The organism is Sphingobacteriales bacterium, from assembly GCA_016719635.1.
Taxonomy (GTDB): Bacteria; Bacteroidota; Bacteroidia; order Chitinophagales; family JADIYW01; genus JADJSS01.
The window spans coordinates 51,206-75,541 of sequence record JADJYT010000007.1 but is presented as its reverse complement, the minus strand read 5'-3'; the positions used below and the strand labels follow the sequence as shown (position 1 = coordinate 75,541).

19 protein-coding genes, 1 tRNA gene and 1 pseudogene are annotated in these 24,336 nt (G+C 41.6%); 6 read left to right on the top strand and 15 right to left on the bottom strand.

Going from position 1 to position 24,336, the window contains the following annotated elements; translation table 11 throughout:
• Window position 1: 1 nt before the first annotated feature.
• The 6 genes and pseudogenes from umuD to IPM95_11410 form a co-directional block, all read right to left on the bottom strand.
• The gene (gene umuD / locus IPM95_11435) at window positions 2–427 is read right to left on the bottom strand and encodes a translesion error-prone DNA polymerase V autoproteolytic subunit (GenBank protein ID MBK9329886.1); all 426 of its coding nucleotides are present in this window, start codon (window positions 425–427) and stop codon (window positions 2–4) included.
• A 61-nt stretch (window positions 428–488) separates the two neighbouring features.
• Window positions 489–884: a hypothetical protein gene (locus tag IPM95_11430; GenBank protein MBK9329885.1), complete on the bottom strand. Its 396-nt coding sequence runs from the start codon at window positions 882–884 to the stop codon at window positions 489–491.
• A gap of 12 nt (window positions 885–896) precedes the next feature.
• The gene (locus IPM95_11425; protein ID MBK9329884.1) at window positions 897–1,676 is read right to left on the bottom strand and encodes a hypothetical protein; all 780 of its coding nucleotides are present in this window, start codon (window positions 1,674–1,676) and stop codon (window positions 897–899) included.
• Window positions 1,677–2,212: 536 nt separating this feature from the next.
• Window positions 2,213–4,001: pseudogene (locus IPM95_11420) on the bottom strand (N-6 DNA methylase).
• A gap of 202 nt (window positions 4,002–4,203) precedes the next feature.
• Window positions 4,204–4,464 carry a hypothetical protein gene (locus tag IPM95_11415; protein ID MBK9329883.1) on the bottom strand — a complete coding sequence of 87 codons (261 nt, stop codon included), beginning with the start codon at window positions 4,462–4,464 and terminating at the stop codon, window positions 4,204–4,206.
• Between the two features lie 685 nt (window positions 4,465–5,149).
• Window positions 5,150–5,223: transfer RNA gene (locus IPM95_11410), tRNA-Asn, on the bottom strand.
• 71 nt (window positions 5,224–5,294) lie between these two features.
• On the opposite strand from IPM95_11410, the gene IPM95_11405 reads away from it, so the two are divergent.
• Complete coding sequence (locus IPM95_11405; protein ID MBK9329882.1) at window positions 5,295–6,218, top strand: sugar kinase; 924 nt, start codon at window positions 5,295–5,297, stop codon at window positions 6,216–6,218.
• 13 nt (window positions 6,219–6,231) lie between these two features.
• On the top strand, window positions 6,232–7,581 hold the full coding sequence (locus tag IPM95_11400) for a vanadium-dependent haloperoxidase (GenBank protein ID MBK9329881.1): 1,350 nt from the start codon (window positions 6,232–6,234) through the stop codon (window positions 7,579–7,581).
• A gap of 9 nt (window positions 7,582–7,590) precedes the next feature.
• On the opposite strand, the gene IPM95_11395 is transcribed toward IPM95_11400, so the two are convergent.
• From IPM95_11395 to IPM95_11380, 4 genes are all read right to left on the bottom strand, one after another.
• Window positions 7,591–8,637 (bottom strand): saccharopine dehydrogenase NADP-binding domain-containing protein, encoded by a 1,047-nt coding sequence (locus tag IPM95_11395; protein ID MBK9329880.1) that lies wholly within the window; start codon window positions 8,635–8,637, stop codon window positions 7,591–7,593.
• A gap of 11 nt (window positions 8,638–8,648) precedes the next feature.
• Window positions 8,649–10,211 carry a peptidase C1 gene (locus tag IPM95_11390; protein MBK9329879.1) on the bottom strand — a complete coding sequence of 521 codons (1,563 nt, stop codon included), beginning with the start codon at window positions 10,209–10,211 and terminating at the stop codon, window positions 8,649–8,651.
• 93 nt (window positions 10,212–10,304) lie between these two features.
• On the bottom strand, window positions 10,305–11,402 hold the full coding sequence (locus IPM95_11385; protein ID MBK9329878.1) for a collagen-like protein: 1,098 nt from the start codon (window positions 11,400–11,402) through the stop codon (window positions 10,305–10,307).
• A gap of 4 nt (window positions 11,403–11,406) precedes the next feature.
• The gene (locus tag IPM95_11380; GenBank protein MBK9329877.1) at window positions 11,407–11,895 is read right to left on the bottom strand and encodes a T9SS type A sorting domain-containing protein; all 489 of its coding nucleotides are present in this window, start codon (window positions 11,893–11,895) and stop codon (window positions 11,407–11,409) included.
• A gap of 311 nt (window positions 11,896–12,206) precedes the next feature.
• On the opposite strand from IPM95_11380, the gene IPM95_11375 reads away from it, so the two are divergent.
• A complete protein-coding gene (locus IPM95_11375; protein MBK9329876.1) occupies window positions 12,207–12,455 on the top strand; it encodes a hypothetical protein in 249 nt (82 codons plus the stop codon).
• Window positions 12,456–12,506: 51 nt separating this feature from the next.
• Here IPM95_11375 and IPM95_11370 read toward each other — a convergent pair whose 3' ends face one another.
• Window positions 12,507–13,871, bottom strand: coding sequence for a tetratricopeptide repeat protein (locus IPM95_11370; GenBank protein MBK9329875.1), 1,365 nt, complete (start codon window positions 13,869–13,871; stop codon window positions 12,507–12,509).
• 67 nt (window positions 13,872–13,938) lie between these two features.
• On the opposite strand from IPM95_11370, the gene IPM95_11365 reads away from it, so the two are divergent.
• Together IPM95_11365 and IPM95_11360 are read left to right on the top strand one after the other, a co-directional pair.
• On the top strand, window positions 13,939–16,101 hold the full coding sequence (locus tag IPM95_11365) for a caspase family protein (GenBank protein MBK9329874.1): 2,163 nt from the start codon (window positions 13,939–13,941) through the stop codon (window positions 16,099–16,101).
• A gap of 15 nt (window positions 16,102–16,116) precedes the next feature.
• A complete protein-coding gene (locus IPM95_11360; GenBank protein MBK9329873.1) occupies window positions 16,117–18,192 on the top strand; it encodes a caspase family protein in 2,076 nt (691 codons plus the stop codon).
• A 63-nt stretch (window positions 18,193–18,255) separates the two neighbouring features.
• Here IPM95_11360 and IPM95_11355 read toward each other — a convergent pair whose 3' ends face one another.
• Window positions 18,256–19,251 (bottom strand): aspartate-semialdehyde dehydrogenase, encoded by a 996-nt coding sequence (locus IPM95_11355; protein MBK9329872.1) that lies wholly within the window; start codon window positions 19,249–19,251, stop codon window positions 18,256–18,258.
• Between the two features lie 263 nt (window positions 19,252–19,514).
• On the opposite strand from IPM95_11355, the gene IPM95_11350 reads away from it, so the two are divergent.
• The gene (locus tag IPM95_11350; protein MBK9329871.1) at window positions 19,515–21,278 is read left to right on the top strand and encodes a L,D-transpeptidase family protein; all 1,764 of its coding nucleotides are present in this window, start codon (window positions 19,515–19,517) and stop codon (window positions 21,276–21,278) included.
• Here IPM95_11350 and IPM95_11345 read toward each other — a convergent pair.
• From IPM95_11345 to IPM95_11335, 3 genes are all read right to left on the bottom strand, one after another.
• Window positions 21,230–21,922 (bottom strand): murein L,D-transpeptidase catalytic domain family protein, encoded by a 693-nt coding sequence (locus IPM95_11345; protein MBK9329870.1) that lies wholly within the window; start codon window positions 21,920–21,922, stop codon window positions 21,230–21,232. The two genes, IPM95_11350 and IPM95_11345, sit on opposite strands and share 49 nt — an antisense overlap.
• Window positions 21,923–22,218: 296 nt before the next feature.
• On the bottom strand, window positions 22,219–23,127 hold the full coding sequence (locus IPM95_11340) for a glycosyltransferase family 2 protein (GenBank protein ID MBK9329869.1): 909 nt from the start codon (window positions 23,125–23,127) through the stop codon (window positions 22,219–22,221).
• 28 nt (window positions 23,128–23,155) lie between these two features.
• On the bottom strand, window positions 23,156–24,298 hold the full coding sequence (locus IPM95_11335) for an NAD-dependent epimerase/dehydratase family protein (GenBank protein MBK9329868.1): 1,143 nt from the start codon (window positions 24,296–24,298) through the stop codon (window positions 23,156–23,158).
• Window positions 24,299–24,336 lie beyond the last annotated feature (38 nt).

The window sequence follows — 24,336 nt, the reverse complement described above, 5'->3', positions numbered from 1 at the left end:
TTCAGAAATCCTTAATTACTTTTGTTACTATTCCCCAAATGATGAAATCATTATCAGCGGTTACTTTGATAGGCTTGTAATTTTCATTAGCAGGCAACAACCAAATACAGTCCTTTTCAATCTTTATCCTTTTGGCGGTAAATTCCCCGTCTAAATAACAAACGGCGATTTTACCGTTTTTGGGTTCTAAGCTCTTATCAATGACAAGTAAGTCACCCTTTACGATATGCAAATCTCTAAGTGAATCGCTTTTTACCCTCCCTACAAAAGTAGAGGCAGGGTGTTTAATCAGTTCTTTGTTTAAGTCAATGCCAGTTTCCAAAAAATCATCGGCAGGGGATGGAAACCCGGCGCTAATACCCCCTACAAACGGCAAAGTGGTTTCTGTACCTGTGGAGGGTTTAAGTATCTCTATATCCTTTGGCATAAACCAAATATATACAGATTTTGGAATGTTAAATATTAAGTTTAAACGATGTGTATAAATTTTAAAGAAACGGACTTTCAAAAGTACCTGTATCAATTTCATCAAATCTATTCATAAGGTTAAAAACATCATATTCAGTTGTTATCCATTTTCCATTTTTAAAGACAAAACAATGTGTTATTCTTTCCTCTATGGGTTTTTGATTGTTAAAAACTACCTCAAATTTGTCTTTCTCTTTAAATTGTAAAGGTTTATCAAATGCATCAATTTCATTCAGTCTATTGCAAAGAATGGTATCATTTGATTCATAGTAGGAGAGTTCTTTGTAATAATCACCTATAGGCTCTCCAATTAGCATTTCTTTTTTGCCGTTATTTTTTCTATGTAAAATCCAATAATGGTTTAATTCGGTTACGTCACCACCGGGACAAGTACAAAACTTTATTTTATCAGACACGGTACACATAAATTAATTATTTTCTACAATAGCTATTTCCTCCGGTGTCAACTCATACAGCTTATAAACCATTTGGTCTATTTCCTTATCGGTTTGGGTAATGGTTTGCTGTATGCTGTTGGCTTTGGTTTGTTCCTGTTCAAAGTAGTGCATCAATTCCGCTTGTTCTGATATGGATAGTTTTATTTTTTGCTTTTCCAGTTCCTTGCAGAAATCTTTATAAGTAAGTTCGTTCCAGTTGTTGAGTTTGGTGTTGATGTTGATCCCGGCATAACGGCTCTGCAACAATTTCACAAAATTGGTTTTTATCGTTTGCAATTCCATGTTCTTTTGCAGCATGATTTCTGCTTTTTCTATAAAGGGTTGTTGGTCGGAAAGTGAGATTTGCTTAATTGGTAGCTTAGAAATATATTGCGTTTTATATTCTAAATATCCGCCACGTCTTGAAATTGCATACAATTCCATAAGAAAGGAGATTAATTTTGAATTCAAAATACTCAACAAATATTTTGAATTTGAAGGAATTATAAAACCTGTCATATCAATAACATTTCCTTTTGAAAGTGTAAAGTTATTTCCTAATGAAACATTAGGATAGACAATATATTCATTGTCAAAATTTAGTTTCTTATTTATTTGCTGAAATTCAAACCATTTTTTTGTGCCATTTGAAATTCCATCTTTAATTATAGCTCTGTTTTCTAATTTATCTCTTTGAGTTAAATGGTTTATTTCATTACTATTTTCAGAAATAAGTTCGTATTTATCGTTTAGGAATCTTTCTGGAAAAATATTTTAATACATAATTTAAAATTCCATACTTTTTATTTCCCTTCCAAAATATAATTTCTTGAATTTAGAGTCTGTTTGAAATAGAAATCAGTCATTAAATGTTTTATCTATATTGGCATTTGTTAATTTTCATAGTTTGTAGAATTATTTTCAATTTTTGAAACCAAATCAGAAATTGAATTATCCATGAAATTAAAATCATTGTTTATGAAGTCATTAATATCAATTTTTCAAATTTGATATTTTGTACAATCTGATTTAAATTGTGTACTTTAGTTTAGAGTTTCTTTGTAGTTAAAAAGTAATCTTTAAAGACACCTTTTTTTAAGTAACCTTTACTGGATATGCTTTAAAAGATAATTCTATTTTACACCAACATTTAAGTCTAAAATTTATAATTTCAACTAAACGAGAATTTCATATAAGTTAATTTTTAATTATTTAACCAATAACTTTCTACTAAATTACTTTACCTATGGTATCAGGTATAATCATTGAAAGAGTGCCATTCCTTTTTATAATTGCCATTCCTTTTTCTATAAAGGAAAATGACAAATCTGCATTTTGTGTAGTAGCATTATATTTTTCTCAATAAAATTACGCCCTAAAATATCTTCATTATCTCTTGCTTTTACATAAGGAGGATTTCCAATAACCACGTCAAAACCTCCACGCTCAAATATTTTAGGAAATTCATTTTGCCAGTTAAACGCCTTGTCGCCGGCTACGCTTGCATCGTCTATCAAACTATTTCCGCATTTTATATTGTTGTTCAGGCTGTTCAGTTTGCGTCCTTTCCGGGCAGTTCGTAAGCCATAAACTTAATCGTGCAATTTCTACGCTTTCCTCATTCAAATCCACGCCAAAAATATTGTTTTCCAAAATGGAAATTTCGTGGTCTGATAGTACAAAACTATGTCCTAACAGCTGCGCTCTCAGTTCATCAATGCTTTTGTGTTCCTGTATCAGAAAATCCAATGCCTGATTCAAAAACGCACCACTGCCACACGCCGGATCAACAACGGTAATTTCTAACAGCCAGTTTTGGTAGGCATCTAAACTCTGTAAAAGTTCTTTCTTTTTGGCTTTGCGCTTGTCCGGTGTATAGTTATCCTCCACAATTCCGTATTCATTTCGCTTTTCGGTACATAAAGCACCAACTGTATTTTCTACTATGTATTTGGTAATGTATTTTGGTGTATAGAAAACCCCGTCTTTTTTGCGTTTGGTTTTGGTTTTATCAATTTCCTTTCCCTCCAGTTCCGCCTGTATCTCCTCAATATCATTTAAGGAATGTTCAAAAATATGTCCTAATATATTGACATCTACTTCTGTATCGTAATCATACCGGGAAAGAGTAGGAATGTGATTTTGTAATATATTGTCTGAAATGGTAATGGTATCTAAAATGTCATCCGGTGCAAACAAACCGCCATTATAGCCAAACACCTCGTATTTGTCGTTTTTAAAACCCTCATTCAGATAGGTGAAATGTTTTTTAAAACGGCTGTATAAGGGTTGATAAGCATCTAACTTTTTGAGGTTGTCAAATTCATCTAAAATAGTGTGTATCGTGTTGGCTTGTAATAAACCTCTGTCTTCTGCAAACAGGATAAACAGGATTCTATCTAACAGCTTTTGAGATTTTTTGAATAATACAAGTTTATCAAATTGAGGATTCAGGTGAACGGTATCTGCAAAGAGTTTGCGTTTAAATTCGGAATAATCCTTATAGAGCTGTTTGGTGACATTTTCCTCTTTGACAGTAGATGCTTGTTTTATCTTGTCCGGTACATCGGTTAAAAGGTTGTTGGCCTGTAAGCACAAATACAGCAACTCAAACCGTTCGGCAGTGAGTGTAAACAAATCAAATTCCTCAAAGTCAATAGCATTGTCAATGTAGAACCGAAGTTTCTCAAAGTTGGAAATCAGGACATACTTACAGTTCTTCTGGTTGTTCTTATATCCAAATGCCTGCCCGGTGACGGTGTTCAAGTCGGTGGTGTTGGTTCCTTTTAGTTCTATCACTGCGAGAACTTCACCATTTTTCAAAATAGCTCCGTCCGCTTTTTTGCTGTTTACCTCGTTCTTTTGTTCTGTTATCAGGTTGTAGTTAGGTTGAGGATTGAGCGTAAAACCCAATACCTCTACAAACAAATCCCTGAAAAATCCCTCCTGATACTGTTCTTCCTTACTCTCCCGGATTTGCTGCTGTATTGTGGCATTGTGGAAATGAGATTTAAAAACAGCATAAGCAGTTGCAACCTGATTTTTATCCAGTTGCTTTATGTATTGATGGAGAACCGATTTTTGAAACAATGCCATAGAGGGCTAAAATACGATTTTTTGTAATAAGAGATATAAATAACAGCAACTAAACATACTGTCAAATTACGTCATGTTTTAATGAATATAAAACAGAAGTAAAACACTCTTATAATTCGCATATTCTAAAATCTGCAAATAAAATCTAACCCTATTTTGGCTTTCCAACCAATAAGTTTAAAAGTAAAATACTATAACGAAATCAATTTTTAAATTCAAAACGAATTGAATCTTTGAAATCGTTACAGCAAAAGTTCTTTTCTACTGTTGGAACTGTTCCTTTTACTGCCGTTATTAAAATGTGTTGATTTGCATCTGGATGCTCTTTACATTTTAAATCTTGAAATTCCATTCTAACAATTTCAGCATATTGTTCAGCAACATTATTGCCTGAATCAATAAGCAACCTTTCACCAAAATCTATAGAATTAGTGCTTAATTTTTGTACTGTTACATTTATCATACTTTCATATTTAAATTATAAAACATCTCATGTATGCCAAATTTAGATAACCGATTTGTATAAGTTTTATGATTTTTCCGGTTTCGTTTGAAACAATTATCCATACCTTTTCTATTTATAGGGCAAAATATAAAAACAAACAGCAACCAAAGGGGTTGCTGTCCGAACTCTATCAAATCCAATTTATGCGTTATTGCTGTATAAGTTCATCAACTTCTTTAGAATCAATTATCTCATATCCAAAAAATCCAGATTCAATAACATTGGATTGAATGTCATTTACTTCACGTTCTCTCAAGGCCAGTGTTATGATGTTTTCATAAAAGCTATCGGAAAAGTTCATTCCTGTTGGAAAATACTTTATGATTCCGGCTTTTACGGCTTTTACTTCAATGGAGCTTTCTCCGGTGCTGTTTTTACGGCGGTCAAAAACAATGCTGTAATTAATAGTTTGGATACTGATTTTATGACAATTTTTATTTCGTAAAGACCAGTTCGATCTAAAAACTTATTAAGCTGAAAAACTGTGTTTTTCGTCAATACTGTCAAAAAGAGAAAGAATATGAGTAGCGGAAATGTAGCGATTTTTTGTTTACACTAATAAACATCTAAAAACAAAAAAGTCCGTAAACACTTGATTTACGGACTCTTGTAAACATCAGTGAACAACAATGTACACCGTTTGCGCTCCCTCCTGGGCTCGAACCAGGGACCTACTGATTAACAGTCAGTTGCTCTAACCTGCTGAGCTAAGGAAGCATTCTGTTAATTTAGGAGTGCAAATGTAGGGTATTAAAAATAATTATGCAATATTTGCAAAAATTTTTTACATGAGTCTTTTAGTTGTAGGTACGGTTGCTTTTGATGCCATAGAAACGCCCTTCGGCAAGGTAGACAGGATAACAGGTGGTTCCGGTAATTATATTTGTCAATCGGCAGGGCATTTTACACATGATATGCAGCTGGTAAGCGTCATAGGGGATGACTTTGACAAGGACGAACTGGCTTATCTTCAATCCATTGGAACAGATATCGAAGGCATTCAGGTGAAGGAAGGCGAAAAGTCCTTCTTCTGGAGCGGGAGATACCATATGGACCTGAACCGCAGAGACACCTTAGTAACCGACCTGAATGTTCTGGCAAGCTTTGACCCCATCTTACCCGATAAATACAAAAAATCCGAATTCCTGATTTTAGGAAATATAGACCCGTCTTTACAGGCAAAAGTCATCAGTCAGATGCAGGAACGCCCAAAGCTGATTGCCATGGACACCATGAACTTCTGGATGGATATCGCGTTGGAGCCCCTGATGACCGTTTTAAAGATGGTGGATTTGCTGATTGTCAACGAAGAAGAGGCTCGGCAGTTGAGCAAAGAACACTCGCTGGTAAAAGCGGCGGAAACCATTCGCGGCATGGGTCCTAAATTCCTGATCATCAAGAAAGGGGAACACGGAGCACTGTTATTTCATGGAAATCGTGTATTCTTTGCGCCTGCGTTGCCATTAGAAGATGTATTTGACCCAACCGGTGCAGGCGATACCTTTGCCGGCGGCTTTATGGGGTATTTATCGAATACCAAGGACCTTTCTTTTGAAAACATGAAACGCGGGGTTATTTACGGCTCTGCCATGGCTAGTTTTTGCGTGGAAAAGTTCGGCCCGCAACGACTGAAAGAATTATCCCGTCAGGAAATCGAAGAAAGGGTGCAGATTTTCATTGATTTAGTCGATTTTGATATTATCTTGCAATAACAAAAACCATACTATGAAGAACACACTCCGTCTTCCCGCAGCCTTTCTGCTGGGCTGTTTGTTGTTATTGAACAGTTGTAAGAAAGAAATGACGGACATTACTCCGAAACATGAACTTTCCGATGCGTCGACATATGATGCCAAAAATGCCATTGACTGGGTTAACCTTTTCAGAAAAATTGTAACCACACAAAACATCAACCCGCCACGAGCGGCCAGGGTGTATGCGTATACCGGCATAACACTGTATGAGAGTGTGGTAGACGGTATCAATAACAACAAGTCCTTACAAGGTCAGTTAAAGGGGTTTAACCTAAGTTCCATTCCTGTCAATACGGATTCCATAGATTATGATATTGTATTGAATGAGGCATTGATGTTGATTGCACAATGCGATACCATCATTCCATCTCTAACGGCGGGGAACAGAGATTCCGTTAATGCCATACACGACAGGATCCTTTCAGCCAAGAGTGGTCTTGTTGTAGATTCTATTATTACCAAATCCAAGGCGAGAGGTATGTTGGTGGCAAATGCCATCAAGCAATATGCCGCGTCTGATAATTTTCTGACGGTAAAAACACTGAATTATTCTGTCCCACCGCGAGATGCAAGTCATCTTTGGTACTGGGAACCGACGGATGGTGCACATCTTAATCCCGCTGAGCCATATTGGGGACAAATGCGCCCTTTTGTGATGGATTCATCCGCACAGTTTGAGATTCCGCAGATGGTGGCATTCTCGACAGATACCAGCTCTGCCTTCGGCAGGCAAGCCTGGGAGGTTTTAACAAGTGTCGGCAATAAGACAACGGAACAAAACAATACGGTGCTGTGGTGGCGCGACCAAAGTGGTACACAAACTCCGGCAGGACACTGGATGGGCATTCTCCAGTATATCATCCATCTGAAGAATTACAAGCTTGATAAAGCGGCTGAACTATACGCTTTGGTTGGCATAACCACCGCTGACGCTTTTATTTCCTGCTGGGATGCTAAATACAAATACAATCTGCTGAGGCCTGAAACGTATATCAAAGCCTATATGAATCCCGGATGGACTACGGGACAGGGAAGCGATATTACACCACCGTTTCCGGAATATCCATCCGGGCACAGCGTTTGTTCGGGTGCAGCTTCAAAAGTGCTGACGGATGCATTAGGTACCTTTTCTTTTAAAGACAGCATCAATGTCATTTTGGGATATGCACCAAGAAGTTTTACGTCTTTTTTTGCTGCTGCTGATGAGGCAGCCTTATCCCGGCTATATGGCGGGATTCATTTTAGGGAAGCCATAGAGAATGGTATTCAACAGGGACGAAATGTCGGTCAGAAAGTTACGAACAGACTACATTTCAGATAATAAAAACAATTAATAATAAGCCGAGCCGGGCATTTCCAGCACTAACCGATGGCCGAATAATTCTGCCGGTGTATGATAGCCCGGTTTCAGAGACTTATCTTCCATTATTTTTTGCGCAATAATCACAGACATTTCTGCCGTCAGTTTGTATCCTTCCGCGGTTCTTAAACGGGCCTCCGCCGTATCGCCTTTTGCATTGGTCACTTTTCCATATACCATGGATTTTCCCTTTTCCCGCTGTTCCGCTGTCGGCCCGGTAATATTCCTGTCTACATATTCCTGAATTTTCTTTTTCACAAAGCCTATCCGTACAAGAGGGTTAAACAGAAACTGCAGTTTCATTACATTGTAGCTGCTTTTCGGGACGCCCGTAAATACCTTGATATTCGGGATGCCTGTCGTGTGATATGCTGTAGATACATCTCCCCAGGGAATGGTCATCACAAAATGCTGCTTACCTTCAAAATCAACCGTCTTTCCTTCCATCCCGGTAGGCTGTGCCACTATCTTTCCATTCTCCCGGATGGCACCGGATCTTCCGAGTCCTTCCACCATTGTAGTCATGGTGCCATGGGAAATACTGCCACCCAAACCTACCCAAACCAATTCCAGGTGTGTGGCATCCGGCATTTTTTCATGCAGGTATTTCGCCATACAATCAGTTGGCACCACATCAAATCCAACCCCTGACATCAGAATGACATTTTTTTCCACTGCTTTACGATGAAAGGATTTGACCCGTTCAAAAACTTCAATTTCGCCGGTGATATCCAGATAGTGTGTACCTGCCTGCAGGCAGGCCTTCACCATTGGGTTGGCCGTTCTGCTGAATGGGCCGGCGCAGTTTAATACAACCGGAAATCTGGAAAGATGTCTGGCAACGGTATCTATGTCATCCAATCCAAAGATTTCATACTCCAATCCGAATTCTTCCGCAACAGGTTTTATCTTACTTTCCGTCCTGCCTGCAAGGGTAGGTTTTAGGCCTTTCTTTACAGCCTGTTCCACCGTAATCCTGCCTGTATATCCGCTGGCACCGTAAATTAAAAATGACATATCTTATTGATTTAATTTTTATCCATCTCTATAATGCTTGCAACAGCCTGATTGTTTCCACTGGTTGACAGAAAGCCGATGGTTCCGTTGACAGAATTATAGCGCACATTTGATACAGCTGCATCACCTAATGCGTCCATCACTTTCGTTCTGTAATCTCCCTGCGCTGAGTTTATGGCTTCGTTCAGTTTATTATAATCCAATGGGTCTTTGCTTACCACTATGGCTATCCTGTCTCTGCTGCCTACATTATCCGCTTCCAGACTTTGATTTTTTGGAAAAAGGCGATAACCTGTAATGCCGCAGAAAGCAGTATGTTTAGGGGTGTACGGAAACAATACATAACTGCTTCCGTCCGTTTCTTCACCAAAAATATAGATGTAACATTCTACGGAGTTTTGAATTTCCACCTTAAACCTCGTGCCCTTTGCGATAGGCTGTATCGTTGAGAACAGGTTGCCGTTATTCTTCAGTTTTATATATTGCTTATTGGAATTATCCACCAATCCGATGGTACATTCCAGTTTCCGGACAGCCATATCGCCCCTTTTTGGTAAAGGCTGCAAGGCGTATGCTTCTTTATTAAAGTGCATAAAGTCTTTATACCGGATCCAGGCGATACCATTCTCTCCCCACTGCGAACCCCAGCTGTTCATAATCTGAAATGCACCGCCTTCCAGCCTGTCATCATAACCGATAATGCACATGCAGTGACCGCCAAAGCCTTCCATGCTGTAATCATCCTGAGTTGGATGCCATACCTTCTGACTGTACATATCCTGCATAAAACCACCCCCCACCATCATCCCGCAAATGACAGGTGCTCCTTTTGCGAGGTATTGTTTGATGGCAAAGAAATCCGTTGTGTAATCATCGCCATCTTTGGAAAGGCGTTCATATCCCCTGATTTTAAAATCTTCTGCAAACCGGAATAACTGATCATCCGGTTTACGCTGACAGCTTTGGTCGGTGTATTCAAAATTCTTCTTCGGTACACACCCTACCTGCTGCATCACCTTACAGGCATTGAGGATATAGGCACCCTGACAGTTTTCAAATCCGATTTGATTGTACACAAAAGAGGGGCTCATGGCAATCTCATCCGGATTCTGTCCGGTGGACGAAGACTCCAGAATAGTGCGTGCGGCATAGCTGCTTCCCCATCCGACACAAGAACCCTGCTCACCCTGATCTAAGCGTTGCGGTGCAAATTTTTCCAGACTGACAAACTCCGGCAATGGATTTTTCTCATATTCGGAAAGAGCAGCTGCCACTTCGGCTTTATCATACACTGCTTCTTTCAGGCTTGCACCTGTTTGTAATGAAGAAGCATTTTTTTCCGTATCCAGATTACCCAGTAACCCGCTGTTAAAGACAAAATATCCTGCAATAAGTAATAATGGAATTCCGATAAGCGGGCGTTTAAATATCAGATTGAGCAAGACAGGCAAGATAGACGTTAAACAACCGCCACCCGGCAAACCACCGCTACCACGATTGCCTCCTCCACCTCCGTCATTATTGGGAACATAATCCTGGTGCTGGTCCTGGTCATCGGTCATTCGTATAGGCATGGCTATTATTTTAAAACTAAATTATACATAATAAACGACAAATAATAAACCCCTGCTAATTGCAGGGGTCAAAATTTTAATTGTGTGGTTGAATTAGAAAGACCGGATGGCACGAACACCTCCTAACTCTGCCTTGCGGGTATTATGACGGCTATCCCACGGCCAGATAAACACTTCATCTAAAGCATCCATATTATCATATTCACTGGAAGAATAATAATGCCTTTCTCCATTATAAAACCCTCCAACATGATCTTGATTTAAATATAATAAGTGCAACTCTACAGCACTTGGTAAATACCAGTCATCATATCCATTCAGTACCAGATTGGCACAGATATCAGCAGCCGTTCCGGCTGTGGTGCAAACTGTTTCTATCGCAATGGTATTTTGTGCCCCTGTTCCATAGCCTCGTTGTGTGCCTACCAATGTACCCTCACATCCCCAGGGTGCAGTACCCTGATCAATCGGTGCAGCAATTAAACCATGCTCCCCGGTAGAATCGATATAAAATACTATTCCTCCCTGATAAAACTGTCCGATGTAAAACGGAGAGCATATGCCATGCCGTGTCCATTTTGGCTTCCCGCCGCAAAATGTCAAGATATCACCATCCATGCCATTGGGAACATTTACCCATTTTACTCCATCCCAGAACAACATATTGCCAATCTCGTCACCGGGAGTTAAATTGCCAATTGGTCCTTGTGCACCGGAATCTCCTTTCGGGCCCGGGATTCCCTGAATACCTTGTTCCCCCTGATCGCCTTTATCCCCTTTAGGGCCAGGCGTAGAATTGGCGGCATACAATGCATAAGGTACACTTGCCAACTCACTTGTTCCTGTGATGGTATAATTAGTACCACCTGTCGGGTCGGTTTCTGTTTTGATAAAATAAGGACCCGCCGCCCAATTCACGGCAGCAAAAGTCCCGCTAACAGGTGTTCCCGTACCGATTTGTAATGTTGCCAATCCATTGACATTGGTCGTTACGCTGTGCGTTTCTGTGTATACAGCCGTTCCGCTTTCAGAGTCTTGTAAAATGCTAATCCTGATGCTGACACCTGTATTGGTTACCAATGTACTTCCCGCATTCCGGATGACACACTGATAGCTCATTTTATTTGGAGCCTGGGCAAACGAACTCATATACAGAAGTACGCCTGCCAAAATGGTAATTAGTTTGTTCATATTTCTAGTGTTTAATTATTTTAAAGATTTGCAATACCTCACTCTTACTGTTGGTGACACTTAACAGATAATTTGCTGCCGCCAGATCAGACATGGGTATTTCCGTAATCTTGTCGACAATATTTTTCTTCTGTAACAACATTCCTTTGACGTCAAACAACAGATAGGTTAACCCCTGCAGGCTTTCCCTATTTTCTATTCTCAGATTTACAATAGCGTGCGCTGGGTTAGGATATACGACCATCTCCAGCACGAAGTTTTTATTATCCTTAATTCCAGTCAGAAAAAACTCGTAGGGTTGCTGTACCCCCTGATTTACGCTTCCATTCGTTCCGCTCATGTTTGAATAAGCTACCTGTCCTACGGAATAACTGACAGAACCTCCGCTGCCGCCGGCATTTCCACCTGCACTTACCACCGCCTGCTGAGAAAAGACACTTGCCCGAAACACGACCAATATCATTAATAATCCTAAAATTGATTTAACTTTCATGATTTCCAATATTTATATTTTTCTATCATCTCAAATTTGTTACTTATACCAAACAAAAACCATGATATTTCTCATGGTATCTGTTGATTTTTAACAGTAACCTTCTGTTAAAACAGATGGCATTACTACACATTATGCATAATACAGTCTGTAGTCACGACAGCCTCCTTGTTTTATTTATTAGCTGATTGTCTGATTAATAGCAGGATATCTAAAATAATTGTTGTAGATTTAGTTTATTAACAGATGTACTAAGATAAAAGTCAGTATATCCTATCGTTAATTTTATTAACCATTAAAAATCAGTATTTATGAGAACCAATCCGAAATCATTGTTACGGCAAGGCACTTTGCTATTGTTGTTTTGTTCATTGTTCCTTCTGCCTTCGTGCAAGCAAAAGGCAGAAGAAGCTGCAGCCGATACGGCTACTGAAGTTACAGAAGCAGTTACAGAAACGGTTGCAGCATCTCCAGGTGGTGACTCGACAGCAACTGCTGAGGCAACGGAAGAAACAGAGGAAGGCGGTAAAACAATCGTTCCTGTTCCTGATAAAAAATAAACAGATGCCTCTTGTAATAAAGAAGACCTTCCTTCCGGAAGGTCTTCTTTATTACTGGATCCGAAAATTGATGACAGATATTTTTTCTTTCAGGGTGAGTTTCTTAAGCAGCCATTTTTCTATCCTGTGGTGAGCAGGTGTCAGCACAGATGCAATCAGCGCAAAAATCATCAGCTGATAAATGGGCTCATGGTTGGTCACCGTTACAATGAGCGGGTGTAACAGCAGCATGATGTATTCAAAAGACAACAGCAAAGATACCACCCCTAAGAATTCAATGATTTTCGGTTTAATCTTCTTATTACTCAGATACAGTGTTAAAAAAAACAAGATGGGAAGCAGAATACCGATGGTCAGGTATTGCAGTTTCACCTTTCTTTCATGTTCCTCTTCGAGTTTCTTCTCAGCCATTTCTTTCTGACGCAAATCCTCTTCCAGGGATATCGCCTGTGCTTTGGCGATTCTTTCCTTACTGAAAATGGAATCTTTCAATACCAGGATTTCTTCCTGATAAACGAAGGCATTTTTTACATCTCCATTATTTTTATAATAGTCTTTCAAGAAGATACTTGCTGTTAGTTGTCTGCTTAAAAATCCGTTCTTCCTGCAGATTTCATAGGATTGCATACCATAATATGCGGCGGAATCGCTGATTGATAATAGCAGGTATTGTTTTGCCAGCCCCAGTGTGGTTTCCGCCATGACATCTTCGTTCTGCGTTTGTTCCAGATAGGGAAGTGCCGCTTTGTATTGTCTAACGGCCAGCAAGGTATCATCCAGTTTGGCATAAATATTTCCGAGATTGTTGAGTATGCTTCCTATTAAACCTACGTTATTCTCTTTCAGCGCGAGCGTATAGGCTTTTTCCGTAGATTGAAGTGCAGCCTTCAGTTTTCCCGATTTCTCGTACATATCGCCGAGATTCAGCAAGCTGTAGATTTTAAGATAATCAATCTTTGCGGCATCAATAATAGAATCCGCTTTCGTCTGATATTCCAGTGCTTTTTCTTCTTCCTGCTGCATGTGATAGACACCGGCAATATTCATAAGCACAACCGCCAGCTTATCAGGGTTATTTCTCATTTCTTCAATCTTCAGTTTTTGGATGAAATATTCCAGCGCTTTCGGATAGTTACCAATCAGCATATATACATTCCCAATTCCGTTGGCAGCCCTCGAGATGCCATCCGCGTACTTTAATTTAGCCGACATCTTGTAGGCCTGCTGGGCATAGAGCATGGCCGTATCCGGGCGATATTGTTCATATTCCTGACCCAACAGACACAAGATATCCACCCGTACGGTATCTGTCTTTTCGGTTTCCAAAGCTGTCTTCAAACTGTCTATCATTTTATTCTGAGCCAACACGGCAGTTTGAATCAGGAACAGGCAGGCATATACTACTATGTTTTTCATTGGCGCCATGGTGTTTGTAATGAACTTATATACGGTTAAATATCAGTAGATTTCTTTATATTTAACTATGTTACGAAGGTATTTTTTATGCAGTCTAATTCAGTTCTGTTTATATCCGGTCAGTTTTACACAAACCAAAAGAGCACTGATCATAGGCATCAATGACTACTATACCATGGACGGGTTCACAAAAACCATTTTGCCAGATACGCGCAATTCCCTGCATGGCTGTGTGAACGATGCCAAATCCATCAAGGAATTAATCAGCTCGCGGTTTCGGTTCAGAGAATCGTTCATTAAAGAATTATACAATAAACAAGCAAACAAACAAAACATACTGGATGAACTGGATAAATTGCTGGCAGTTAGCAAGGCCGGCGACCAGGTGTTCTTTTATTATTCCGGTCATGGCCTGCAGCTTAAAAATGCGGTGACCAAGTCCACCGATGAGGCGATTGCACCATCCGATGCTTTATACAATACAAACGGGTTTATCAGAACGCTTCAACTGGCGGCCATCTTTAATCAATTTGTAGATAAGAAAGTCATTCTGACTACCGTTTTCGACTGCTGTTACAGCTGGGGTACCCATACCATGATTGGCAAAGAGGAGCCGCAAACTGATTTTGGCATTACCATTTCTGCCAATATTCCGGGCATAGAGGAATCTTTTAGTGCAGATGGGGAAGATAAATTTGTACCGGTTGCTTCCGGCACTTTCTCAGAAAGAGAAACCAGGGGTCTGGATTATAATGAATTTATGAATCTCTCCGATTTCACTCCTGATTCACTCTATCTGTTGAATAAGACAGACTCCTCATTCAGCCTGTTCTCCTTTCTTACCGTTAATCCATTCTCATCCGACACCTTACCTGTGCTATATAAGAAAGATAGCCGCTCCGGACGATTTATCCCTGCCAATGTTTTACAGGACAATGAACGGGAATTTAAAATGCAGGGAAATCTTATTGGAGATATTTTTTCGGGCACCACGGCTCCTTCTAACAGGATGCAGTCCAATTATCTGTTCTTATCCGCTACCAATGATGTACAGAAGGCCGTGGAAAAACCGGATGAGAACGGCAACAGGCATGGTGTCTTTACAAAAGCGCTGATAGAGGTGTTTAAGAGGAATTCCGCCAACATTTCAGGGGCTCAGTTATTCGAAAAGATATCCGCCGAATTGAAAAAGCGATTTTACGGGCAAACCCCCACGCTCAAATGTGACCCGCATCGATTGAAAAAGAATCTGATCAGCACTTCACCTGCCTCTGTATCGGATTTGGTTCTGACCAAATGTATTCAATCTTCCGGGAAAACCATCCTGCTCAACAAAGGCGCACTGGCCGGTTTGTCTGCAGGAAATATCCTGGATGATATTTCCCATTCTGAGACACAAGCGGAAGTCAAGGAACTGAAAGGAGACAACACCTGCATTGCCATACTCAAAAAAGGAAGCGGCAATATGAAAGGGCATACATTTAAAGTGAGCAGCTGGTATACCAAAACAGCACCGTTGATTAGAGTATATATTCCGCATGACAAAACCACCGGCTCACAATTGAATACGCTGGTTCAGAATCAGATTAAACCGCTGATTAAAGAACAGGACATGAACGGCCCTAATAAAGGGTATGGTTATTATGTCCCGTTTGAGGAGAATTTCTCTTGCTCCAAGATTTTCATGAAGGGAAACCAATTTCCCTATATTGGATTAGTAGCCAATACCAATGCGCTCTTACCGGATTTAACGAAAGGCGCCTTACAAAAAGTGAATCAGAATCAACCTTATATCGTCTATCTGCCGGTACCGGAAGAAATAGCTAAAGCAACGGAATTTTTATGCAGGAAAAACCAGAATATTGAATTGGTAAGTGATCCTGAAAAAGCAGATATTTCCATCAGCTGTTTCTATAGCCGCAATATCAATAAAAACAAAGACTACCTGCCCGGTACAAAAAAGATAAATAACAGTTCTCCGTACTACCGGAGCGGGCTGGCTCCCGCCCTTCAGGAACAGGATGACCCTGATGTCAATATCCTGCTGGCACTGACCCATGAAACGGTTGGAGACAATATACCCAAACGATGGCATTCCGCGCAAAGCCCGTTCCTGGTCATCCATCACCCCATCAAAGAGGTACAGTCAATTGCTGAAAAAATATATCACTGGTTCATTGTCCGCTCCGTTGATAAAGGAGTGTGGCTGAACGATTGGCAGAGGAAATAGCTATTAATCAAAACCATGAAAAATAATTCTTGCCTTACATTCTTAGTGCTACTGCTACTGTCTGTTGTATGTTATTCACAAAATAAAAGAGCATTAATCGTCGGCATCAACGATTATTTCTACCGCGACACTACAACAAAGCAAATTTTGCGCGACCCGAAGAATTCTTTACAGGGTTGTGTCAACGACGCAAAATCCATTAAGGAGCTGATTATCTCCAGATTCGGTTATAAGGCTGAAAACATCCGTGAACTGTACAGCGCACAGGCCACCAAAAAGCAGATCCTGACATCCCTCGATAAACTGTTAGCCAACAGCAAGCCGGGTGACCAGGCTTTTTTTTATTATTCCGGGCATGGCCTGCAGATGCCCGATAATACAGGCTATAACACCGACGAAGCCATCGCACCCTGCGACATACTCTACCAAAAGAACGGCTATATCCAGAGCCTGCAGCTGGCCGCTATATACAATAAATTTGTCGACAAGAAAGTGACGCTCACCACGATTTTTGACTGCTGCCACAGTTGGGGAACCAAAACCGTGGAGATACAAAAAGACGGTATCACCTATTACCGGAAAATGGCACCTACCGGAGGAGGGCCTAAAATTTCCAGTTTCGGGGGCAACGGTGAAACCCAGGAAATCTTCGCCACTCTGGAAATAGAACCCCTGGCAGGCGGCGCAGAAGCAGAAGGCACCGACATCAGGGAACTGAACGGTTGGCTGGTAAGTTCGTTGGTAAAAAACGCGGATGAAGCATATGTTGCCAGTGCTGCAGAAGACAAAGCCCTTGCCGCAGTGAAAAAAGACAACGGTGCTGCGGTATCTGCAAAAATACTGGATGGGGTAATTCCAATGCCTGGTTCGCCGGCAATACGAATCAACTCTAACTTTCTGTTTATGTCGGCCACCAACGACGACCAGAAGGCAAAGGAGAAAAAAGATGAGACAGGAAATAATCACGGTGTGTTCACCAAGGCATTGTTGGAAGTGTATAAAAAATATCCCGCGACCATGACGGCGCAGCAGGCATTTGACCGAATCAAGGAGGAACTTATAAAACGCAATCTTCCCCAAACGCCCACGCTGCGCTGCGCCCCTGAGCGCAAGTCAAAGAATCTGTTAAGTGTGGTTCCAGCGACAATCCGAAACAGTGTGCAGGCAACATGTATCGTCGCAGGAAACGGAACCATTACGTTGGATAAGGGTGCGATGTCCGGAATCCTGAAAGGCAATATCCTGCAGGATATCACGAACCCTGCCGTGAAGGTGGAAGTGGTTTCGCTGAGCGGTGAAAACAACGCAATTGCGACTGCCACAAACGGCAGCACACTGGTTGGACATACATTCAAAGTGCTCAGCTGGTATGTGAAATCAGATCCGCTGCTGAAGGTGTATCTGCCCAAAGACAGTTTTCCGTTCAGCCGATTGAAACAGTTTGTCAACACCACGTTGAAGCCGCTGCTGAAAGCAAATACAGCAAGCGGCGGTTCAGGGAAATGTGTTCCATTTGAAAAATCATCCGGCGGTTCTAAATTGTATGTGTCCGCAGATAAAATAACATTCATAGACGGCAATACCCATGAGTCTGCGGTACTGAACAATCTTTCCCCAAACACCTTGCTGTCCGTGAACCAGAACCGTCCGTATTTTATCTACCTGCCGATTCCGTATGAGGTCAGCAAGGTGCTTACAGCCCTGTGTAAAAAAGACCAGAACCTACAGCTCGTGGAAGACCCTGCACAGGCGGATGTCTCTTTTTACTGTGCATATACAAAAACCATAAAGACAGACAAAGGATTTGCGGACAAGCCGGAAACCGCTCCTGCTTACGACCCATATGACCTGATGCAAATCATGCAGCTGCAACAAACAGAAATCCTCTCGGAGAATCTGGTGCTGGCGTTCAGCAAGGAAACGGTGGGAGTGGCACGGACCAGCTTGCAGCACCAACCCCTGGTGCCGTATCTGTCCCTGAAAAGCGGGGAAACAAGAACTGCTGCCGAGATAGCGGGGAAGTTATATGAATGGCTTACCTATACCGCCGGAAAAAGAGGTATCTGGCTGAATGGCTGGACGAGAAAATAATATTTAAAAATAAAAACTCCGCGCATGCGCGGAGTTTTTATTTTTAAGGTAAGCTCGTACCGGCTATCCTATCAGCCCATTCTTCAGCAGGTACTCGCCAATCTGAACCGCGTTGGTGGCGGCACCTTTACGCAGATTGTCGGCTACTATCCAAAGGTTCAGCGTTTTCGGCTGGCTTTCATCCCGGCGGATTCTGCCTACAAACACTTCGTCCCTGCCATGCGCATTCATCGGCATCGGATAGATAAAGTTCGCCACATCATCCTCTACCACTACACCCTCGGATTTTTCCAAGAGGGAACGTACCTCTGCCAGGTCAAAGTCATTTTCAAACTCGATGTTCACGCTCTCACTGTGACCGCCCATCACCGGAATACGGATGGTGGTTGCCGTCACCCTGATATTGTCATCGCGCATGATCTTATTGGTCTCTTTCACCATCTTCATTTCTTCCTTGGTGTAGCCGTTTTCCAGAAACACATCTATCTGCGGAATCACATTCAGGTCAATCTTGTATTTATAAGCCATCTCATCCGAGGAGCCGTTTGCGCGTTCGTTCATCAGCTGGTCCACCGCTTTTTTGCCGGTACCGGTCACCGACTGATAGGTAGAAACCACCACGCGTTTGATCTTGAATTTCTGATGCAGCGGATTCAATACCACCACCATCTGTATCGTAGAACAGTTCGGATTGGCGATAATCTTGTCGTCTTTTGTCAACGCATCCGCATTGATTTCCGGCACCACCAGTTTTTTCGTCGGGTCCATTCTCCAGGCGGATGAATTATCCACGACGGTAATGCCCGCTTCGGCAAACCGGGGCGCCCACTCCAGCGACGTGGAACCGCCGGCGGAAAACAACGCCAGATCCGGCTTCATCTCAATGGCCGTTTGCGGCGTGACCACCGTATATCCTTTTCCCTGAAAGGTGATGGTCTTTCCGGCGGAACGCTCCGAAGCTACCGGTATCAATTCCGTAACGGGAAAGTTTCTTTCTGTCAGGACTTTCAACATTTCTCCACCTACCAGACCGGTGGAACCTACTACTGCTACTTTCATTTGTTTCTTTTTTTATGGCGTAAATACAACATCTTTTTTGGTTTTCTGCAGCTATGCTGCATTATACCGGATTATTGCATAAACTGTTTATAATAACTTACAAAAATATGCAATTGGCGGCATTCATATTTTTAATTTAATATTACCAAAAGGCACGGTTTTTGAACACTTCGATGCAAGTTATATTTTAAATGATTAATTTGTTGTATCAATCCATCCTGAAACAGATGTTCCGCCCTTTTTCCATATCTCTACTTTTTTGCATGGCTGTATCAACTTTCGGAACAACTTCGTGTAAAAACAACAGTTCGAAAGCCGAAACCATACAAAGCAAGGTGCTGATTCCAAAAGATGAAATGGAATTTCAGAAAGACATGTCAATTGTTCTGGGCGAGTATATCGGTACATTTCCCGCCTCGGATAAAAACAATACACGATACCTCGGATGGCAGGAACTGGTGAGAACCATATACGAACAGCATAGTTTTCACCCTGTCTGGGTGAACAAGGATGGTTTGTCCGCCAAAGGGAAGGAAATGCTGCATGTCTTGAGTACAGCCGAATTTCTGGGGTTGAACAAAGAATTGTACGGATATGAAAAACTGCGGAAATTAGCGGATTCCGTTGCGCTGATCCAGCCTGGCATAGATTTCAGCATATCCAAACAACTGGAAGTCGGGCTGACGCGCTCCTTCCTGCAGATAGCATTGCACATGGATGACGGTATGTTTGCGGACACCAGCATCGGCATTACCTCCAATTTTATTAAGCATAAAGAAGACTATATCGCCTTACTGCAGAAAACCACCACCGACTCCATCGCACATGTCATCGCCTCACTGGAACCCAACAACCCGATGTACAACCGCTATATGGCGGCATTAAGGGATTTCGTAGCGAAAAACAATATTTCTTCCAGGCCCATTCACATCCGTAATCCCAAGCAAGACTCTCTGGGTGCCGTAACTGATACGCGAATGGCATTGGTCTATCATCATTATCTGATTGATTCCCTGAAAAACAATGACTCCGCCTACCTTATTGCCATCAAACGTTTTCAAAAAGACAACAACCTGAACAACGACGGGGTGATTGGCGCGAATACGATAAAGGCGCTGGAAAGGGATAATGCCAAAAAATTCCAGTTGCTGGCCATCAATGCGGACCGCTGGCGCAAAGAACATATCCTTCAACTACCCGAACGATATGTATGGGTGAACCTTCCTTCCTACAAATTAAAGATTGTGGAAGCAGATACCGTGCGGCTGGAAAAACGGGTAGTAATCGGAAAATCCAACAAAAAAAATGAAACACCCATTCTGGAAAGTGCTATCAACCAAATTGTATTATGGCCCACCTGGACCGTTCCGCAAAATATCGTAAAACAGGAGATGAAAAGTTTCAGGGGGTTTATAGTAACCCGGCATGGAAACTGGACAACGGTAGTACAACCTCCGGGCCCCAATAATGCCCTGGGTACCGTAAAGATGCTGTTCCCCAATAAGTATTCCGTGTATATGCATGACACACCTGCCAAAAGTTTTTTCAACTCTGATGTTCGGGCGGGCAGCCACGGCTGTGTGCGTTGCCAGGATGCACTGGAAATCGCCTATAACCTGATGGTGATGGATACCTTTACCATATCAATTGATACCCTAAAAGCGATTAGGGACAGAAAGATTGAGACACAAGTCTTGCGGCTGAAAACACCGGTTCCGGTCTATTTCCGCTACTTTACGGCAGAAGCAGATTTTAACGGCGTAATCAGATTTTATGCAGACGTGTACAATAGGGATAAACAGATGATCAATTTCATTTTTAATGGCAAGAAACCGCATGTTTATACAAAAGAAGAACTGCGCGAACGGGCCGTGGCGGACTCTCTGTCCATCCTTAAGAAAAAGAAAGCAGATGCTGCTTTGGCGGAAGCAAAGCTGAAACAGGAAAAAGAAAGGCTATTGAGCCCGAATGTAATGAATTACCCTTCTAAGCCGGATACCACTTCTGCCAGGCATGATTCACTGTAGTGTTTTAAGATTGGTGAATGTGTTCTGTAGTAATTGTTCGGATGATAAATAAAAAAGCAGGAGCCGCCATTTATCAGGCTGATGATTTTCTGGTACCTATCCATCGGCAAAGCGGGACACCCCTGGCTTCTGCCTAATCTTCCGGTACTGTTGATGAAGGATTTGCTGACATAATCCGCGCCATGTACTACCACACCTCTGTCACGAGCCTTGTCGTTGATACCGGCTTCTTCCCCGTCTAAGCGCAGCGAATAACCGTGTTTGCCGTCATAGGTTTCATTGGCGATATAGAAGCCTAAACTGCTCTGATAGGATTCGGCATTGTTGGAGAATTTTTCTGCGAAATTTTCCCCGCTGTTTCTGCCGTGGGCGCATAAACTTTTAGCGATGATACTTTTAGTTTTAAGGTTGATGACAAACAAGCGTTCCTGAGTGGACGGTTTGCTGAAATCAACGATTGTGATGATGTCTTTTTGCAGAATTCTGCCTGCTTCATTCAAGGCCGCATAGCCGGTCAGGGCATATTTCATCGCCTCTGCAGAAACGGCGGAAAACCCATCCAGAAAACAGCTGACAGCATTTCCCGAAACTTTATCAGATATATTATCAGGCGTAAAAAGGTAAGGAGACGATATGCCTGCCATTGCATCCTCCGACGATGCATCTGATGCATACGAGGGGAGGTTATTTAACGGAAAAAATATAACCAACGCTATCAAAAAGATAGTTCTTTTCTTCATGCCAATAATTCTTAAAAATGTTTACGTCTAATAAAAGAGCCTATAGCTGCGTTTTGTGTTTTAAAGTTAATCATCTATGCCTGCAGCGCCAACTTATAGCTGTTAGAAAATACTTAAATACTTGTTAAATGGATGTTTTTTAAGAGTTTTTTAAGACACCTTTTGATATATGTCAAACAAAAAAATGAGCTACTGGAGAGTTATAATAGCAATCCTTCGAAATAGGATCTCTGCAACAACCAAAGAGTGGAAAGATTGCGGTGGTATTTCCCGCTGAACAGAAAACGGAGATTCATCCTGAAAAAGAAATAAAGGATATTGTACCACGCCCTCAGTGTCTGTTGCTTGCGCAGATAATAGACGTGGTTCCGTGTAATAAGATGTATGTAAAAATCATTGAATTTGAATTTTCTGGCATTACCTTCCTTCATATTGGATAACCCACCAACTTTATGATAGAATTTTACAAACGGATAATAATATAAATGATGCTTTCCCTGTTTATAAATCCTGTAGAAGAAATCGGTATCATCGTAATAGGCGAAGTATTTTTCATCCATTAAACCAATGTCATCCATCACTTCTTTCCTTAGCAGCACACAACATGTCGGGGCATAATCCATCGGTTCGGTCTTGTCAAACTGCCCCCTGTCTTCCTGTTGTATGCCGATATGGTTTGTCATACAACCATCTTTATCAATAAACTTCGTTCCTGCCCACCAGATCAGGTTGGTCTCCGGGTAATACATCATCTTGGGCGCCACCAGACTGCAATTCAGTTCTACCAGTTGTCGGGATAATTTCTCGAGTAAGGTATGCTCAAATTCAACATCGTTATTGATGATTAAGATTTCTTCACATCCATCCTCCATGGCGCGTCTGATTCCCTGATTATTGCCGGCAGCCACCCCTACATTCTTGTCATTTGCCAGCAGAATAATCCTTTCATCCTTGTATTTGCGCAGCAAATCAAGCGTATCGTCGGAAGAAACATTGTCTATGATATACAAAATAAAATGGGAATGCGTCTGCCGCAATACACAATCCATAAAAGGCTCAATGACCTGAGCGCTGTTGTAGGTAATGGTAACAATGCCTATTTTATTCATAGGATATCTTAAATCTGAATCGATTGTTCTATTTCATCAGGCCTTTCGCCTTCATCTCCGCGAGAGATTGTTCGTACTTATCCGACTGGATGGCCTGTATGCTCACCCATTGGCAGAACTGTCGGATACCATCTTCGAAAGAAACTGCCGGAGCAAAGCCGAGTTTATTTCTAATCAGCCCTAAGTCTGCAAAATTATGGCGAATATCTCCTTTTCTGTATTGCCCTGAAACTTCCAGCGAAACCTCTATACCGTAATTGCTCATCAGCGCTGTAGCCACATCCAATACACTGCTTGCTGCGCCTGTGCCCACATTAAAAGAATAGAAGTCCGCTTCCTGTTTCTCTATTCCGAGCATCGTTGCCTGTATCACATCATCTATGAACACAAAATCCCGGCTTTCCTTTCCGTCTTCAAAAACATTGATTGGCTTTTGCTGTTTGATCCGGTTTGAAAAGATAGACAGGATACCCGTATATGGATTGGTCAGCGACTGACCGGGCCCATATACATTTTGATAGCGGAATGCGACGCAGGGAATATTAAGGGATTTACAACAAATCATCAACGCCTGCTCTTGATGGTATTTCGTCAATCCATAGATAGAATTAGGCTGAATACGGCTCTGTTCGTCCGTAGCACAAACTTCCAGAAACTCACTTTCATCATCCGGATTGCGCAGTTCAAAAATTCCGTTCTGCAAATCCTGTTCATCTCTGCCGGCTGGATAATAATATTGATTTTTTTGTGCGGAAAAATATTTTCCTTCGCCGTAAATGGCGCGTGAACTTGCCACGATTACCTTTTCCACTGCATGTTGCTCATTGGTCAGATAATCCAGCAAGATGGCTGTTCCGCCCACGTTGACATGCGTGTACCGTTCAATTTCATACATGCTCTGTCCGGTACCGGTTTCCGCAGCAAAATGAACGATTATCTGCTGTTCGGGCAGGGACTTTTTCCAATCGTCTTTATCGGTGACATCCCCTTTGATAAATCGTACCTTATCTCTTAAAGAGCGATACAATGGAGAGGTGGTTTCAGGGTCTTCACCATGAATCTGCGGATGAAGATTATCCAGAACGGTCACCTGATAACCTTTCTCTGTCAATGCTAAAGAAAGATGGGAACCGATAAAACCCGCGCCGCCTGTAATAAGAATATTCTTCAAAATGGTTTACGTTAGAATGAATGGCAAAATAAGACAAA